General features: G+C 67.9%; 13 protein-coding genes and 1 pseudogene. 4 read left to right on the top strand and 10 right to left on the bottom strand.

The annotated features are described in order from the left end of the window. Nucleotides 1-44: 44 nt before the first annotated feature. Nucleotides 45-2,438 carry a bifunctional (p)ppGpp synthetase/guanosine-3',5'-bis(diphosphate) 3'-pyrophosphohydrolase gene (locus tag ACFTSA_RS14440; RefSeq protein ID WP_306923928.1) on the top strand — a complete coding sequence of 798 codons (2,394 nt, stop codon included), beginning with the start codon at nucleotides 45-47 and terminating at the stop codon, nucleotides 2,436-2,438. Here the strand turns inward: ACFTSA_RS14440 and ACFTSA_RS14435 are convergent. The 3 genes from ACFTSA_RS14435 to ACFTSA_RS14425 form a co-directional block, all read right to left on the bottom strand. Continuing rightward, nucleotides 2,319-3,113: a hypothetical protein gene (locus tag ACFTSA_RS14435; RefSeq protein ID WP_377952124.1), complete on the bottom strand. Its 795-nt coding sequence runs from the start codon at nucleotides 3,111-3,113 to the stop codon at nucleotides 2,319-2,321. The genes ACFTSA_RS14440 and ACFTSA_RS14435 overlap by 120 nt on opposite strands. Before the next feature lie 87 nt (nucleotides 3,114-3,200). Beyond that, complete coding sequence (locus ACFTSA_RS14430; protein ID WP_377952123.1) at nucleotides 3,201-4,865, bottom strand: DUF349 domain-containing protein; 1,665 nt, start codon at nucleotides 4,863-4,865, stop codon at nucleotides 3,201-3,203. 72 nt (nucleotides 4,866-4,937) lie between these two features. Beyond that, nucleotides 4,938-5,756: a peptidylprolyl isomerase gene (locus ACFTSA_RS14425; RefSeq protein ID WP_377952121.1), complete on the bottom strand. Its 819-nt coding sequence runs from the start codon at nucleotides 5,754-5,756 to the stop codon at nucleotides 4,938-4,940. 276 nt (nucleotides 5,757-6,032) lie between these two features. Here ACFTSA_RS14425 and hisS point away from each other — a divergent pair, with 276 nt between their 5' ends. Then, nucleotides 6,033-7,385, top strand: coding sequence for a histidine--tRNA ligase (gene hisS / locus ACFTSA_RS14420; RefSeq protein WP_377952120.1), 1,353 nt, complete (start codon nucleotides 6,033-6,035; stop codon nucleotides 7,383-7,385). Between the two features lie 15 nt (nucleotides 7,386-7,400). Here the strand turns inward: hisS and ACFTSA_RS14415 are convergent, their stop codons facing one another. Next, a complete protein-coding gene (locus ACFTSA_RS14415) occupies nucleotides 7,401-8,675 on the bottom strand; it encodes an APC family permease (protein WP_377952119.1) in 1,275 nt (424 codons plus the stop codon). A 99-nt stretch (nucleotides 8,676-8,774) separates the two neighbouring features. Between ACFTSA_RS14415 and aspS the strand changes: the two genes are divergently transcribed. Both aspS and ACFTSA_RS14405 read left to right on the top strand, forming a co-directional pair. Beyond that, nucleotides 8,775-10,562: an aspartate--tRNA ligase gene (gene aspS, locus ACFTSA_RS14410; RefSeq protein ID WP_377952117.1), complete on the top strand. Its 1,788-nt coding sequence runs from the start codon at nucleotides 8,775-8,777 to the stop codon at nucleotides 10,560-10,562. Nucleotides 10,563-10,702: 140 nt separating this feature from the next. Continuing rightward, a pseudogene (locus ACFTSA_RS14405) lies at nucleotides 10,703-11,491 on the top strand (GNAT family N-acetyltransferase); the annotation flags it as partial. Nucleotides 11,492-11,597: 106 nt separating this feature from the next. Here ACFTSA_RS14405 and ACFTSA_RS14400 read toward each other — a convergent pair. The 6 genes from ACFTSA_RS14400 to ACFTSA_RS14375 form a co-directional block, all read right to left on the bottom strand. Continuing rightward, nucleotides 11,598-11,726 (bottom strand): hypothetical protein, encoded by a 129-nt coding sequence (locus tag ACFTSA_RS14400; RefSeq protein WP_377952116.1) that lies wholly within the window; start codon nucleotides 11,724-11,726, stop codon nucleotides 11,598-11,600. Between the two features lie 29 nt (nucleotides 11,727-11,755). Beyond that, nucleotides 11,756-13,138 (bottom strand): MFS transporter, encoded by a 1,383-nt coding sequence (locus ACFTSA_RS14395; RefSeq protein ID WP_377952115.1) that lies wholly within the window; start codon nucleotides 13,136-13,138, stop codon nucleotides 11,756-11,758. A 10-nt stretch (nucleotides 13,139-13,148) separates the two neighbouring features. Further along, nucleotides 13,149-13,478: a Dabb family protein gene (locus ACFTSA_RS14390; RefSeq protein ID WP_377952114.1), complete on the bottom strand. Its 330-nt coding sequence runs from the start codon at nucleotides 13,476-13,478 to the stop codon at nucleotides 13,149-13,151. Nucleotide 13,479: 1 nt separating this feature from the next. After that, complete coding sequence (locus ACFTSA_RS14385; protein ID WP_377952113.1) at nucleotides 13,480-15,186, bottom strand: FAD-dependent oxidoreductase; 1,707 nt, start codon at nucleotides 15,184-15,186, stop codon at nucleotides 13,480-13,482. A 57-nt stretch (nucleotides 15,187-15,243) separates the two neighbouring features. Further along, nucleotides 15,244-16,005, bottom strand: a complete 762-nt coding sequence (locus tag ACFTSA_RS14380) for an SDR family NAD(P)-dependent oxidoreductase (protein WP_377952112.1) — start codon at nucleotides 16,003-16,005, stop codon at nucleotides 15,244-15,246. 105 nt (nucleotides 16,006-16,110) lie between these two features. Then, nucleotides 16,111-16,896 carry an IclR family transcriptional regulator gene (locus ACFTSA_RS14375; protein ID WP_377952111.1) on the bottom strand — a complete coding sequence of 262 codons (786 nt, stop codon included), beginning with the start codon at nucleotides 16,894-16,896 and terminating at the stop codon, nucleotides 16,111-16,113. Between the last annotated feature and the right edge of the window lie 133 nt (nucleotides 16,897-17,029).

Raw genomic sequence — 17,029 nt, 5'->3', positions numbered from 1 at the left:
GGGAATACACTGGGATAATTAAACGGGTCGTGAGGGGTACTTCATTGGAAGAAGGTTCGACGTCGGCGCCAACGGCTGCCGGAGGCAACGGTCCGGGCCAGGGGCAACAGACTGGTCTGGTGGCTGCCGGGCGCCCGGCGCCCGGCGTGCCCGTGGACAACTCCGGTGTCCGGCCGACATTCCCGGGCCGGCGTGAGCGGACGAGGTCCCGCCTGGCGCGGCTGACCGGCCGCAGCACCGCGACGTACTCGCCCATCCTGGAGCCGCTGCTGCGGACCGTGCGGGCGAACAACCCCAAGGAAGATTTCGATCTCATCCAGCGCGCCTTCGTGGTCGCGGAGCAAAGCCACCGCGGGCAGAAGCGCAAGAGCGGCGACCCCTACATCACCCATCCCGTCGCCGTCGCGACGATCCTCGCGGAACTGGGACTCAGCGGCACCACCCTGGCCGCGGCGCTGCTCCACGACACCGTGGAGGACACGCCCTACACGCTGGAGGACCTGCGGGCGGACTTCGGCCCAGAAGTGGCCATGCTGGTGGACGGCGTCACCAAGCTCGACAAGGTCAGCTTCGGTGAGGCTGCCCAGTCCGAGACTGTCCGCAAGATGGTCGTGGCCATGGCCAAGGACATCCGTGTCCTCATGATCAAACTGGCGGACAGGCTTCACAACGCCCGCACGTGGCGTTTCGTCTCCGCCGAGTCGTCCGCCCGCAAGGCCCGGGAAACGCTGGAGATCTTCGCGCCATTGGCACACCGGCTGGGCATGAACACCATCAAGTGGGAGCTCGAGGACCTGTCGTTCGCGGCGCTCTACCCCAAGGTGTACGAGGAAATCGTCCGCATGGTGGGCGACCGCACGCCGGAACGTGAAAAGAGCCTCAGCGTGATCCGGAACCAGATCGCCGACGATCTGCGCACGGCACGGATCAAGGCCACGATTACCGGCCGGCCCAAGCACTATTACTCGATTTACCAAAAGATGATCGTCCGGGACAAGGACTTCGACGACATCAACGACCTCATGGGCGTCCGCGTCCTGGTTGACTCGGTCCGGGACTGTTACGCCGCCCTGGGCACCCTGCATTCGCGCTGGAACCCGCTGCCTGGCAGGTTCAAGGACTACATCGCGATGCCGAAGTTCAACATGTACCAGTCCCTGCACACCACGGTCATCGGCCCCGGCGGCAAGCCGGTTGAAATCCAGATCCGGACGCACGAGATGCACCGCCGTGCCGAGTACGGTGTGGCCGCGCACTGGAAGTACAAGGACCAGCCGAACCGGACGGCCACCGGACCCGGAAGCCCGCGGGACGGTGACATGGGCTGGCTGCGCTCCCTCGTGGACTGGCAGCAGGAAACCTCCGATCCAGGCGAGTTCCTCGATTCGCTCCGGTTCGAGATCAACGCCCGCGAAGTGTTCGTGTTCACCCCCAAGGGCGAGGTCATGGCCCTGCCGGCCGGATCCACGCCGGTGGACTTTGCCTATGCCGTCCATACCGAGGTGGGCCACCGGACCATCGGCGCCCGCGTCAACGGCAAGCTGGTTCCGCTCAACAGCGAGCTCAACCACGGTGACTGGGTGGAGATCTTCACCTCGAAGGCCGAGGGCGCAGGCCCCAGCCAGGACTGGCAGCACTTCGTCAAGAGCGCCCGGGCACGCAACAAGATCCGGCAGTGGTTCAGCAAGGAACGCCGTGAAGAGGCGATCGACCGCGGCAAGGAGCTGCTGACCCGCGCCATGCGGAAGCAGAACCTTCCGCTGCAGCGGCTAATGACGCACGACGCGCTGGCCGCCGTGGCCGAGGACTTCAAGTACGTCGACATCTCCGGGCTCTACGCAGGCGTGGGTGACGGCCATACGTCCGCGCAGTCCGTCATGGAAAAGCTCGTCGAGAGTCTCGGGGGCAACGAAACACCCGATGATGACCTCACCGAAGTCAGTATCCCCACCCAGGTCAGCAAGGCCCGGTTCTCGGATTCCGGTGTGGTGGTCCGCGGGGTAGGCGACGTGTGGGTGAAACTGGCCCGCTGCTGCACCCCCGTCCCGCCGGACCCGATTCTAGGGTTCGTCACCCGCGGCTCGGGCGTGTCGGTGCACCGCACGGACTGTACCAACGTGGCAGGCCTCAAGGACCAGCCTGACCGGATCGTCGACGTCGACTGGGCGCCGACGCAGTCGAGCGTCTTCCTGGTGGAGATTCAGGTGGAGGCGCTGGACCGGAAGTCGCTCCTCTCGGACGTGACGCGCGTGCTCTCCGAAAACCACGTGAACATCCTGGCGGCCAGCGTCCACACGTCCACGGACCGCGTGGCCATCTCAAAGTTCGCCTTCGAGATGGGCGACCCCAAGTACCTCAGCCACGTGCTCAGTGCTGTGCGGCGGATCGACGGGGTGTTCGACGTCTACCGGACCACGGGCAACCGCCGGCGAAGCTAACAGCGAGAGCTTCTCCAGGGCTGCGTTTTTGTGCGGCAGGCGGGGCATCGCCTCGACCGCCAGCACGAGAAGCCGGAGCCTGACATCGAGTTCGGGCTTCTTCAGGAGCAGCCGCAGGGCCGGAACTGCCCGCTCGGCCTCCACGTGCAAGGCAATGTCCAGCGCCGTGCGGAGCGGACTGGACACCATCAGGCCGCCCAGGCTGACGACATCGAACGGTCCCAGCCGCACCTCATGGAGCGTGCAGCCGCGGGTGGAGCGAAGGCTGGAGATCCGGCGTTTGGCGTCCACCAGGAGGGCCAGCCGGTCCGGCTCCCGGGCGCAGCCGTAGATCCAGGCCGCAGTCATCCGTCCCGCCACCACGCGCCGACGGACCGGGGCGGGCACGCCGTGGGCTGCGGCACGCGCCCGCAGCTGCGGGGAGGCAGCAGTCCCGGGAACCGTGTAGCCGTGCTGATAGAGCTGCGTCAGCACGCCGTCGGCCGCCATGGACTGGAGCTCGGGCCACGTGAAGGGAAGCCCCGGCGAATAGAGCTCCTGCAGCTGCACGGGGGAATCGGCCGGCGGGGAACCACCCCGGGCGTGTGAGGCGTGCGCCTGAAGCACAGGTGTCTGCAGCGCAGGTGTCTGCGGACCAGGGGGCTGCGAGACAGGGGGCTGGGTGAACGGTGCCATTCCGTCATCCTGCCGGAAACGGACTTAACCAGTAAGGCCCCGCCCCGGCTATGTGGATAACCGGATCGGGGCCTGTGCTGATGCTGCTTAGGAGAGCTCGCTCGCCGAACGCTGGATCTGGTCCAGCCACGCCTGACGGGCTTCCAGGGCCTCCCTGGCGGCCTTGATCTTGCGCTGGTCGCCTGCCTTCTCAGCGTCGGCCAGGTCATCCTTCAGGCCGGCGATGGCGGATTCGAGCTGGCTCAGGGCGCTGTTGGTGCGGGCCTTGGTCTCCGGGTTGGAGCGCTGCCACTTCTCGTCCTCGGCCTGGCGGACTGCATCCTCGATCCGGCGCAGCCCGGCCTCGATCCGGCCCATGTCCGCACGCGGAACCTTGCCGGCCTCTTCCCAGCGGTCATGGATGGACTGCAGCGCCTTCTTGGCCGCGGCGATGTCCTTGACCGGAACGATGGACGATGCCTCCTCGAGGAGCGACTCCTTGACCTTCAGGTTGGCCGCGTACTCCTGGTCGATCTCGTCGTTGGCCGCCTGGCGCGAGCTGAAGAAGACGTCCTGCGCGGCGCGGAACCGGGCCCACAGCGCGTCGTCGTCCTTGCGGCTGGCCCGGGGTGATGCCTTCCACTCGTCCATCAGCCGGCGGTATTCCCCGGCGGCAAAGCCCCAGTCGGTGGACGAGGAGAGTGCCTCGGCCTCCGCAATGAGCTTCTCCTTGGCGGCCTTTGCCGCCGAGTTGTTGCTGTCTAGCTGGGAGAAGTAGGCGCGCCGGTGCCTGTCGAAAACCGTCCGGGCGGCTCGGAAGCGCTTCCACAGGGCGTCCTCGTTGCTGCGGCCCAGCCGTACGCCGCTCTTCTGTGCGGCCTTCCAGCTTTCGAACAGCTCGTTCATGCGCGCACTGGAAGTCTTCCACTGAACCTGGGCCGGATCGGTGCCCGAGATCGCTTCGGCCTCAGCCACGATGGCCTCCCTGGCGGCCAGTTCGGCGGCACGGACGGCGTCGTGCTGCGCCTTCTCCGCCTTCTCCAGCTCGGTAATCTGGCTGGACAGGGTGTCCAGCCGGCCTTCCGCGGAACGGATGTCGCCCACCATGTTCCGTTCGGCGAGCTGCTCGCGCAGGTGCGTCACGGTCTTCTGCATGTCCGTGGTGGGGGCCTTTGAGGCCACCCGCTGTTCCAGCAGGACAATCTGGGCGACGACGTCGTCATACTTCCGCGCGAAGTAGGCGAGAGCCTCGTCGTTGCTGACGTCCGGGTACTGGCCGACCGGGTGCTCTTCGCCGTCGATGGTCAGGAATACGTGGCCATCGCCCTCAACGCGGCCCCAGCGGGCAGCTTCGGCCAGCGAGGTGGCCGGTGGTGCCTGCACCGGCGTTACGGTGGCAGCAGGGCCAGCCTTGGGTCGGGCAGCAAAGGCTGCCGGGGTCGGCGCGGGCCGGGGTGCAGGCGTCGGACGCGGTGAGGGTGCAGGGCTCGGTGCCGCGGTTTCCTCTGCAGCCTCCCGCTGCGGGCTGGCGGCGGCTTCCGCCGGTGCGGCGCCGGACTGTGCAGACTCCTCGGGTGCGGTCGCCTCGTCGGCCGGCGCGTCACCCTCGGGTGCGGTCGCCTCCGGCCCGGCCGCCTCGTCGGTCTGTGCCGCTTCCACGGCTTCGGGCGTGTCCGCTGCCGTTTCCACGGTCTCGGAGTTAGCCGTCTCGGGGGAAGCCTGGACCTCGGTCACTTCGGCTGCTGTTTCGTCGGATTTCTGACTGTCTGTCACCGCTAAAAGTCTTTCGCTTGGAGGAAGATACCCATTCATAAGTCCCTTGCGGCCGCTGGTGCCACAAGGTTCCTACTTCAGAGAAAACGAGTCTATCGTGACTGCTTCCGCAGGTGCGCCGTCCGTGCCACTTTCGCCCGTCTTAAGTCCCGCAGCCGCAATCTTCGTGACGACATCAAGGCCCGAGGTCACCTTGCCCACGATGGTGTAGCCGCCGGCGGAGTCCGCCGGTATGACGGTGTCCTTGTAGACGATGAAGAACTGGGTGCCGTTGCCGTAGGCGTTGTTGCCGGTGCGGGCCACCGCAATGGTGCCGGCAGGGTACTTGTTGTCCGCCGGCGTGTTCTCCAGCGGCCCCCACGTGTAGTTCGGGTCGCCCTGGCCGTCGCCGGTCTTGGAGCCGCACTGCAGGACGCCGAAGTTCTCGGCGGTGGTGAGGCGGTGGCAGCTGACGCCTTTGTAGTAGTTCTGGTCAGCCAGTGACTTGAACACCGCCGCTGCCTGCGGGGCCTTGGTGCCGTCCAGCTGCACGCCGAGGGTGCCCCGGTTCAGCGTCAGCGAGCCGGTGAACGTTTTGCCGGCCGCCATCGCGGGCTTGGGGATGTTGGCGCCGTTGGTCTGCGTTGCCGTCGGGGTGGCGGAGGCGGAAGGGGTGGCCGACGGCGTGGCCAGGCCCGCCTCGGCGGCAGCGAATTCCTCTTCGGTCGGGTTCCCGGCAAACACCGTCAGTTGAAGAACGACGGCGAGCACCACCGCCGCGGCCCCCGCACCACCCGCTATCAGGTTGTCCCGCTTGCGGCGTTTCTCCTGGTCACGGCGAAGCTCGCGTTTGGCTTCCATCTGCTGGATGCGCCTTTTGGCTTCGCGTGTTTCGCGTGGACTGGCCGCCACGGGTCCTCCTCATCGATCGGACTGCCCCGCCGGGCAGGCCCCTGAAGGCATCCCCGGCAGCAGATTGCACTGCTGCAGATTGAACTGCGGCAGCCGGCCGGCGCCCGGCCTTCCCGCATTAGAGATGCAGGCGCCGAAAGCATAAACTGGCTGCCGCACATAAGTTTATGCAGAACAGGCTGGACTCCCGCCGCTGCCGCAGCTGTTTGATTCAAATGGCGACGCGGAAATTTGCGCAGCGGCACCGGCCTTCGTTACCTGAGGAGAAACTCCACCATGGCACGCACCGCCTCCCTGTCCGGATTCCCCGAGTGGCTTCCCGAGGAGCGGCTGGTGGAGCAGCATGTCCTGGACTCGCTGCGCCGCACCTTCGAGCTGCACGGATTCGGCTCCATCGAGACCCGCGCAGTGGAGACCGTGGGCCAGCTGCTCCGCAAGGGCGAGATCGACAAAGAGGTCTACGGCCTGAGCCGGCTCCAGGACGATGAGGGAGAGGAAGCCAAGGGCAAGCACGACCCGCACGCCCTCGCCCTGCACTTCGACCTCACCGTGCCCTTCGCCCGGTACGTCGTGGAAAACGCCGGCTACCTGGCGTTCCCGTTCCGCCGCTACCAGATCCAGAAGGTCTGGCGCGGCGAACGCCCGCAGGAAGGCCGTGCCCGCGAGTTTACGCAGGCGGACATTGACGTGGTGGGCGACGGCGAGCTGCCCTTCCGCTACGACGTCGAGATCGCTTTGGTCATCGCCGAGGCCCTGGGCGCCCTCCCGATCCCCGAGTTCCGGCTGCGCATCAACAACAGAAAGCTCGCGGAAGGCTTCTACCGGGGAATCGGCCTGACCGATACCGCCGGCGTGCTGCGCAGCATCGACAAACTGGAAAAGATCGGCCCGGAGAAGGTGGCGGAGCTTCTCAAGTCCGAGCTCGGCGCCACCGACGAGCAGGCACAGGCCGCCCTCAAACTGGCCGGCATCAAGACCGAGGACACGTCCTTCGCGGCGCAGGTCCGCTCGCTGGGAGTCAGCAACGACCTCCTGGAGGAGGGCCTGAACGAACTCGAACAGGTGATCGAGGCCGCCGTGAAGCGGGCGCCCGGCAAGGTCGTCGCCGACCTCAGCATCGCCCGCGGCCTGGACTACTACACCGGAACCGTCGTGGAAACCGTCCTGGTGGGCCACGAGCAGCTCGGCTCAATCTGCTCCGGCGGCCGCTACGATGCCCTGGCAAGCAAGGGCAACCGGAAGTTCCCCGGCGTCGGGCTGTCCATCGGCGTGACCCGGCTCGTCTCCCGCATCCTCAGCCAGGACCTGGCCAAGGCCTCCCGTTCCGTGCCCACGGCAGTGTTCGTGGCGCTGACCTCGGACGAGAACTGGGGCGAGGCGCAGGACGTCGCCACGGAGCTGCGCAGCCGCGGCATCGCTGCCGAGGTGGCCGCCAAGGCCGAGAAATTCGGCAAGCAGATCAAGTTCGCCGACCGGCGCGGCATCCCGTTCGTCTGGTTCACGGACGAGGACGGCAAGCACCAGGTCAAGGACATCCGCTCCGGCGTGCAGGTCGACGCCGACCCGGCGACGTGGACGCCGTCGGACGACGACATCCGCGTCCAGGTCATCGCCGCACCCCCGGCCTAGCGTTCGCGCCCGGGGCTAGCTCAACCGCCGCTTCCGGAACGCCAGCACAAGGGCGCGGCCGGCCAGTCCGGCGGCCATAATGGCCGCCATGCCGAGCGCCGAGGCGGCCGGCAGGGTGAACGCCAGCACCAGGCACCCGGCCAGCCCCGCGGCGTTCAACCATCGGGGTGCGTGCCGGGGCCGGTCCCGGAGCGTGAACGCTGCGGCATTTGTCACGGCGTAATAGAGCAGGACTCCGAAGCTGGAAAAGCCCACCACCGTCAGCACGTCGGTGGTGAGCAACAACAGAACGACGACGGCGGCCACCGCCAGTTCGGCGGTCACCGGCACCGGATGCTGCCCGCCCACCCGTGCCAGGGGGCCGGGCAGGTCGCGTTCGCGGGCCATCGCCATGGCCGTGCGCCCCACCCCCGTGATGAGGGCCAGCAGTGCACCGAGAGACGCGGCTGCGGCCCCGGCCTGGACGGCCGGCGCTCCGGCGGCCAGCCGTGACTGTTCCACGGCGTCGAGCAGCGGCGCCGTGGAGGATGCCAGCACGTCCACGGAAAGATGCGCCAGCAGCAGCGCCCCCAGCAGCAGGTAGATGACCAGCGCGCCGGCCAGGGCGCCGAGGACGGCGCGCGGAATGACGCGCACGGGGTCCTTGACCTCCTCGCCCAGTGTGGCGATGCGCGCGTACCCGGCAAAGGCGAAGAACACCAGGCCCGCCGCGGGCAGGACGCCCCAGGCGCTGCCCGGTCCGGAAACGGCGCCGGACGGGCCGGAAACTGTCCCGCCGGCGGCAACGTGCGGTCCCAGAATGCTCGCCGCCGCCACGAAGGCCAGCGTCGCCAGGACCACGGCCAGCAGGATGCGGGTCAGGAAAGCGGTCCGGGTGATGCCCAGCAGGTTCACGCCGGTCAGTGCGGCCACCGCGGCGACGGCCACGGGGGTGGCGTAGCCCGGCGCAACATAATGGCCGAAGGTCAGGGCCATGGCCGCGCAGGAGGCCGACTTGCCGGTGACAAAGCCCCAGCCGGCCAGGAAGCCGGGCCACTCGCCCAGTTGCTTCCGGCCGTAGATGTACGTCCCGCCGCTTTGCGGGTACTTTGCCGCGAGCTGGGCGGACGCCACGGCGTTGCAGTAGGCCACGGCGCCGGCCAGGGCGATGGCCGCCAGGAGCAACGATCCGGCGAGCCGGGCGGCCGGTGCGAAGACGACAAAAACGCCGGCGCCGAGCATGGATCCGAGCCCGATGGCTGTTGCGTCGGCCACACCCAGCCTTCGTTGCAGCTGCTGGTGCTTGGTCATGGCGGGGCAGGAACCTTTCAAACGGGTAAACTCGGACGGGATCGTTTCCGCAACGATCGTATTTAAACTTCATTCTGTCTTCCTTCTGAAAGGAATGCTGTGCTGCGCACACATGACCTCGGATCACTTCGCTCCGAGCACATTGGACAAACCGTAACCCTGGCAGGCTGGGTTGGCCGCCGTCGTGATCACGGTGGTGTCGCATTCGTCGATCTGCGTGACGCCTCGGGCGTGGCGCAGGTGGTGGTCCGTGAGGAAGAGGTCTTCCACGGGCTGCGCAACGAATATGTGCTCCAGGTCACCGGCACGGTCTCCAAGCGCCCGGAAGGCAACGAGAACCCTGCCCTGGCCACGGGCGAGGTGGAGGTCATGGCGGACAAGGTAGTCATCCTCAACACCGCCGACGCGCTGCCCTTCCAGATCGACGAGCATGTGGAAGTGGGCGAGGAAGCCCGGCTCAAGCACCGCTACCTGGACCTGCGCCGCCCCGGCCCCAGCCGCAACATCCGCCTCCGCTCCGAGGCCAACCGCGTGGCCCGTGAGCTGCTGCACGAAGAGGGCTTCGTCGAAATCGAGACGCCCACGCTGACGCGTTCGACGCCGGAAGGTGCCCGTGACTTCCTGGTCCCCGCCCGTCTGGCGCCGGGTTCCTGGTACGCGCTGCCGCAGTCGCCGCAGCTGTTCAAGCAGCTCCTGCAAGTGGGCGGGTTCGAGAAGTACTACCAGATCGCCCGCTGCTACCGCGATGAGGACTTCCGTGCGGACCGCCAGCCCGAGTTCACCCAGCTCGACATCGAGGCCAGCTTCGTCGAGCAGGACGACATCATCCGGCTCGGCGAAAATATCGTCAAGGCTGTCTGGAAGCTGATCGACGTCGAAATCCCGACGCCGATCCAGCGCATCACCTACGCCGACGCCATGGCGCGGTTCGGCTCGGACAAGCCGGACCTGCGGTTCGGCCAGGAGCTGACCGAACTGACCGGGTTCTTCAAGGACACCAACTTCGGCGTCTTCAAGGCTCCCTACGTTGGCGCCGTCGTCATGCCCGGCGGCGCCTCGCAGGCCCGCCGTGCACTCGATGCCTGGCAGGAATGGGCCAAGCAGCGCGGCGCCAAGGGCCTGGCCTACGTCCTCTACAAGGAGGACGGCGAGCTCGCAGGCCCCGTGGCCAAGAACCTCACCGAGACCGAGCGCGCCGGCCTGGCCGACGCCGTTGGCGCCAAGCCGGGCGACTGCATTTTCTTCGCCGCCGGCGAGAAGACGCCGTCCCGAGCGCTGCTCGGTGCTGCCCGCGTTGAGATCGGGCACCGCACCGGACTGATCGACCCCAACGCGTGGGCCTTCTGCTGGGTTGTTGACGCCCCCATGTTCGAACCCGCCGCTGCCGCGGTGGCGTCGGGCGATGTTGCCGTCGGCGGTGGCCAGTGGACTGCCGTGCACCACGCCTTCACCTCGCCGAAGCCCGAATTCCTGGACAACTTTGACCAGGACCCGGAGGCCGCGCTCTCCTACGCCTACGACATCGTCTGCAACGGCAACGAGATCGGCGGCGGTTCCATCCGTATCCACGAACGCGAAGTCCAGGAGCGCGTCTTCGAGCTCATGGGCCTGGACAAGGCCGATGCGCAGACGAAGTTCGGCTTCCTGCTGGAGGGCTTCAAGTACGGCGCCCCGCCGCACGGCGGCATCGCCTTCGGCTGGGACCGCGTGGTGGCGCTGCTGGCCGGCGTGGACTCGATCCGCGACGTCATCGCCTTCCCGAAGTCCGGCGGCGGCCACGACCCCCTGACCGACGCCCCGGCGCCGATCACCGGGCAGCAGCGCAAGGAGGCCGGCGTCGACTTCAAGCCCGAGGCCAAGAAGCCGGAAGAGAAGAAGGCCGACTGAGCCGCCTGGCCTGACGCGTGAGCTATCGCGAAGCTTGAACCAGGAGCAGGAGGCTCCCCGGATCTGTTCAGCAGATCGGGGGAGCCTCCTGCCGTTGACGAAGGAGTGCCGTGGCCGTGTTGCCTGATCTGGAGTCCGCCATGGATGCGGCCTGGCCCGCACCCGACCGGGAGGTGTCCGGCGGCTGGGTTCTCCGCGCGGCCGGCGGCGTCAGCCAGCGCGCCAACTCCCTCTGGCCGCGCTCGGAGCCCCTGGGTACGGGGGATGAGCGGCTCACCGCGCTGCGGCACGCCCGGGCCTGGTACCGCCGCCGCCGGCTGCCGGTGATCTTCCAGGTGTTCGATACTGCCGGCAGCTCCGCTCTGAACGCCGTCCTGGACGAGGAAGGCTTCACCAGGCAATCCGAGACGCTGATCCTGGTGCGTGCAGCTGATACGCCGCCGGCAGCTGACTTTGCCCTTGCGGCCGGCGGGGATGCCCCGGAACCCGGCTCCGGCGTCGAAATCACTGCCCATCCGTCGGCGGAATGGCTGGACCTGTGGTGGACCGTGGACGGCCGCGGCGGCGCCGCGGAACTGGAGACGGCCCGTGCCATCCTCACGGCCTGCCCGGCGCTGTACGCGCTGGTGAGGGACGACGGCGGCGGGCCGGCCGCCGTCGGACGCCTTGCCATTGTGCCCAGCAGGGCAGGCAGCTGGGGCGGGCTGTACTGCATGGCCACGCGGCCCGATGCCCGGCGCCGTGGGTACGCCACCCGGGTACAGCAGGCCCTGTTCAGTGCCGGTGCGGCGAGAGGGCTGGCCGGCTACTGGCTGCTGGTGATGGCGTCGAACACCGGTGCCCGGGAGCTGTACTCCCGGGCAGGGTTCTCTGAGGTGTCCCGCTATTACTACCGGCAGGAGCGGCCGCGGCGATCCCTGACCGGCTGCCGAACGGCCCTTCCATCCCGCCGTTTCGACGGTTCCCTGCCCGCTCGACGTTGCGCAACGTCTTACGCGCAGGGAACCGTCGAAACGGAGCGGCGGCAGCGGGGTGCTAAAAGGCTTCGGACCGGTAGTGCAGGCCCAGCCAGGGGGCGCTGACCAGCTTGCCGTCGAATTCGCTCTGACTCTCTGCCGGGTCCCCTGCTGCCGACTGCAGTTCGCGGCGGGTGTGTGGTGTCATGGTCTTTTCCTTCCGGAAGCGGCTTCGGCTCAGCGGGCCTGGAGGGCGGGCTGCTGTGCTTCGGCCTGCCGCCGGCGTGCGGTCCCCGCCAGATACGGTCCGCCGAGTTCCCCGATGGGCGTGGCGGCAGTCTCGCGGGACCAGAACGCGGATCCTGCGGCGATCAGCATGCAGACAGTGCCGAAGACTGCCACGGGCACCCAGCCCCAGGCTCCGGGGGCCAGCAGCATCCCGGCGATCATCGGGCCGAATCCAGCCAGGACCAGGCCGAACTGGTTGCCCAATGCCATGCCGGAGTAGCGGACGGGTGCTGCGAACTGTTCGGCGAAGAACGCCGGCCAGACGCCGTTGAAGCCCGAGTACAGCACCGTCATGTTCAGGAACGCGGCAAGGAACACCAGCACGATGCTGCCGGAGGAGAGCGCCAGGAAGTACAGGAAGATCGTGACGGAGCAGCCGATCGCCGCCGTCAGCAGGAGGGGGCGGCGGCCGATGCGGTCCGACAGCCTGGCCGCCAGCGGCATGGCGAACATGGACAGGCCGATGGCCACGGCGTTCACTGTCAGGATCGAGGCCCGGTCAAACCCGGCGTCCGACGTCGCGTAGGCGAGTCCGAACACGGTAAAGATGGTCTGCATCACGGACATGATGGACATTCCCGCCACCCGCAGCACGTCCGGGGCCTGGAAGCGGAGGACTTCCTTGAGGGGCATCGGGGCCACCTGGCGGCGTTCCTGGGCCTCCTCGAAGACAGGCGTTTCATCCAGGTGCGTGCGGACCCAGTAGGCGATGGCCAGCACCACGATGGACAGCCAGAACGGGATGCGCCAGCCCCACCCCATCATGGCGTCCCGGGGCAGCGACGTCACCGGGATGAAGACCAGGGTGGCCAGCACCATGCCGGAGGCGTACCCGGTCATCACGAAGCTGGTGAAGAAGCCGCGTTTGCCTTCGGGCGAGTGTTCCAGCGTCAAGGTGGAGGCGCCAGCCGATTCCGCGCCGGCGGAGAAGCCCTGCGCCAGGCGGCCAGCCACCAGCAGGATGGGCGCCCAGACGCCCAGCTGCTCATAGGTGGGCAGGAAGCCGATGCCGAGGGACGCCAGGCCCATGATGCCGAGCGTCAGCAGCAGGATCTTCTTGCGTCCCAGCTTGTCGCCGAAATGCCCCATCACCAAGCCGCCGACAGGCCTCGCCACATACGCGACGCCGAAGGTGGCGAACGCGCCGATGAGGCCGATGGCCGGGTCCGCGGAGGGGAAGAAAAGGTGGGGGAACACCAGGGCGGCGGCGGTGCCGTAGATGAAGAAGTCGTAGTACTCCAGCGTGCTGCCGAGGAAGGACGCCAGGGCGGCCTTGCGGGGCGTTTTCCGCGGGGCCGGCTGAGTTGCCTGCGGTGATGGGGTGGTGGTCAAGGGAATCTCCTTAAGACTGCGTTGTCTCAATGGGTGCCGGCGGGGTGTCCGGGAGGTGGAAGTCCACCGCGAGGATCTGCCGGCTGTTGGGGAACGAGTACGCCTTCAGCGGCTCGTGGAGCGGATGCGTGTTGTACACCGCGATGTCCTCGACGCTTTCGAAGTCGGCCACGATGGCGTAGTCGAAGGAACGCTCGGTGTTGAGGACGTCCGGGCCATGACTGAGGCTGAGCATGCCGGGGATCTTTCCGGCCATGTGGTTGAGCCCGTCAATCCAGGCCTGCCTTTCGGCCGGCGGGAAGTCAGGCTTGAACTGGAAGAGCACAGTATGCCGGATCATCTCAGGCACCGGTCCCGGCAAGCTCGGCCACCGGCGACGGCGCGGCGTGACTCTCGGGGGACGTGTAGTCGGGTGACTGGCCGGCCAGGGTCCGGCCGGCGAGGTAGCCCATGGTCATGATGGGCCCGAGGGTGGCACCGGCTCCGGGATAGCCTGCCGCGTACGCGTTCTCGGTGGTGTTGCCGGCGGCGAACAGGCCCGGGATGGGGCGGTTGTCGACGTCGAGCACGCGGGCTGATCCGTCGGTGGCCACGCCGCCATTGGTGCCGAAGGCCCCGTTCACCACCTCCAGCGCATAGAACGGTCCGGACTCGAGCGGGCCCAGCGACGGGTTCGGCCACGGGCAGTCGGCGTCGCCCCAGTACTTGTCGTAGGCGCTCTCACCGCGGCCGAAGTCCGGGTCCTCGCCCCGGGCCGCGAACCCGTTGAACCGGGCCACTGTGGCTTCCAGGTTTTCGGCCGGAACGTTGATCCTGGCGGCGAGTTCGGCCAGGGTGGGCGCCTCGACCAGGTAGTCCGGCGTCGGCTGGCCGGCGCGGTGGGCGAGGATGCCGTAGCGCTCCAGGTAGCCGTGGTCCACGATCACGTGCGCCGGGGTGTTCAGTGTGCGGTTGGCGGCGGAGTCCCATGACTGCAGGCTGCGGGCGAGGTCGTTGTAGTTCTGCGACTCGTTGGCGAAGCGGCGGCCGTGCCGGTTCACCATGATGGATCCCGGGCCCTGCCGTTCGAACCGGAGCAGGGTGCCCACCGGCTGGCCGTCGCGGGTGTCACCGGTGACGGACATCGGCGCCCACCAGGCCTCGCGCGTGCCGCGGGTCTGGCCGCCGATGCGCTGCGACATGCGCAGCCCGTCGCCGGTATTCGAAGGTGGCGAGCACATCGTGTAGAGCCGGGACGCGAGCATCGAGTCGGCCAGGGCCTTGTCCCATTCGAAGCCGCCGGTCGCGAGCACCACGCCGTCCCTGGCATGGAACGTTTCGCCGGCTTCGAGTTCGACGCCGGTCACCCGGCCTCCGTCGGTGAGCAGGCCGTCGGTGAGCAGGCGGTGCCCGCGTGCCCCCGTGACCAGGGCGGCCCCGTCGCGGACCAGGCTGGCGAGCAGCATGGAAACGAGCGCCTGCCCCTTGGCCACGAGGCCGTCATTCTGGCGGGCGGCCAGTTCGTCCCACGGGAACTTGGTGAAGGCGCCCCACTCCTCGTATTCCTGCATGGTGAACGGGGCACGGCCGTCACTGCGCACGTGCTTCCGGAGGCCGCCCAGCGCTTCGGCGCTGTTGAACAGCTCGGGTTCCACGGTGCGACCGCCCGTCATGGCGCCGGGGAGATCCTGCCGGTAATCGGGAAAGTTGTCGAGGAAGATGAAGCGGACGCCGCACTCCTGCTCGAGGAAGCGGAGCATCTGGTTGCCATGGTTTAGCGCTGCATCCAGCAGTTCCTCCCGGCCCCTGCCGCGGGCGACGGCGCGGACATACTCCGCCGCCGCTGCCTTGGAATCGGTGATCCCGGCCTTCCTGGCGTGGTGGTTGTCCGCCACCCAGAGCATGCCGCCGGACACGGCGGAGGTCCCGCCCAGCAGATCAGTCTTTTCGAGGACGACGACGGACTTGCCGGCACAGGCGGCGGTGGCGGCCGCGGTGAGTGCTCCCGCACCGGAACCGACGACGACGACGTCGTAAGTGTCCGCGAAGGTGCCGTTGACGAATTTCATGGGGTGTTGCCTTTCAAAAGGAAGATGATGGGTGCTGCGGCAGCTAAGGGGGCGGCGTCAGACAGCCGTGTAGCCGCCGTCGATGACCAGTTCCGAGCCCGTGGTGAAGCGCGACTCGTCCGAGGCCAGGTAGAGCACGCCGTAGGCGATCTCGTCCGGTTCGCCCTGGCGGGGCAGCGGATTGGAGCCCACCAGCTGCTTGTAGTAGGCCTCGGGACCGATGCCCGACTGCTCCGCAGAGCGGCGGCTCATCCGGGTGTTCATGGATCCGGGATGGATGGAGTTCACCCGGATCCCGTAGCGGCCGTAGGCCGCGGCGTCCGACTTGCTCAGGAGCCGCACGGCGCCCTTGGTGGCGTGGTACAGCGGCACATTCCGGCCGCCGGTGAGGCCGTGGATGGAAGAGAAATTAACGATGCTGCCGGTGCCTTTTTCGATCATGCCGGGCACCACGTGCTTGGTCATCAGCCAGACGCCCTTGACGTTGACGTTGAAGATCGCGTCGAAGTCGGCTGTCGACGCGGTATGGGAGGCGCCCGCCGGGCCGATGATGCCAGCGGCGTTGACCAGGACGTCCGGCGTGCCCAGTTCGTCGCGGACCCGGCGGATGGCCTCGGCGACGCTGGCCTCGCTGGTGACATCGACGTCGTACTCACTGATGTTTTGGTGGGCAGCGGCGGCCGGGGTGCCGGCAACGTCCAGGCTGGCGACCTTCGCTCCGTGTTCGGCCAGGAGGGCGGCGGTGGCGCTGCCCAGGTCTCCTCGGCCCCCGGTGACAATGGCGGTCTTTCCGGCCACGCGGTTCTGGATGGGATTCATGTGGTGCTCCTCGGGATCCTGCAGCCTCGTCGCTGCTTTCCAGCCAGCGTGGCAGGGGACCTGTGAGGGCAACCACACGATTGCCGATGAACGGCAAAAGTGCCTTTAGTGGCTTTGCCGGAGGGTTCCCTTCAGCTCGCCCCGCCAGCCCAGGGCCCGCGAGATCCCGCGGGCCGCCGCCATCAGGACAGGCACCCGGGCGGGCGCGTTCTCCTCGTTGCGCGGCACCACAACGCTGAGCGCGGCGCGGACCGTGTTGTCGGGGCCGAATACCGGCACGGCGATGCCACTGGACTCCGGCACGATCACTCCCGGCATGGCAGCGAAGCCGCGCTGCCGGATCTCGGCCAGGTGGCGCCGGAGCGCGGCCGGCTCGGTCAGCGTGGTTTCGGTGAATTTGGTCAGGGGCCGGGCCAGGAAAGAGTCCTGGTAGGCGGCAGGGGAGTGGGCCAGCAGCACCAGTCCCGAGGACGTGGCGTGGACCGGCAGCCGGCCGGCAATCTTGGTGATGTCCACGATGGTCTTGTCCGAGCTGAGCCGCTCGATGTACAGCACCTCGTCGGAGTCGAGGATGCCCAGCGTGGTGGAGTGCTGCACCACGGCCTGGACGTCCTCCATGAACGGCAGGGCGGCTTCCCGCAAACCGAGCATTTTTGAGCCGCGCGACGCCAGCTCCCACATCCGCGTGCCGATGTGGATGTCCCCGCCGGGCTCGCGTTCCAGCAGCCGCTCGAGCAGCAGGTCGTTGACCAGGCGGTACGTGGTGGTAACCGGCAGGCCGGTGCGGCGCCCGAGTTCGGCAACGCTCATGGCGGGGTGCCGGTCATCGAAGGCGCTCACGATCTTCACGAACCGGCCGATGATCGACTCGCCGGATGCGGAGTTGGCCACTGTTCCTCCTGTCGATTACCGCTCAATGGTAATCCTCCTCCCGGGCGGCCGCGCTGCCGGATCTACTGGGGGTTCGTCAGTCAACGCCTGCCGCCGCAAAGGAGTGGCCCGCAGGCAGAATGGAGCAGGAACC

This window comes from Arthrobacter sp. NPDC057013 (genome assembly GCF_042674585.1).
Classification (GTDB): domain Bacteria; phylum Actinomycetota; class Actinomycetes; order Actinomycetales; family Micrococcaceae; genus Arthrobacter.
The sequence above is the reverse complement of the archived record's forward strand: the minus strand, read 5'-3'. Positions and strand labels throughout refer to the sequence as shown.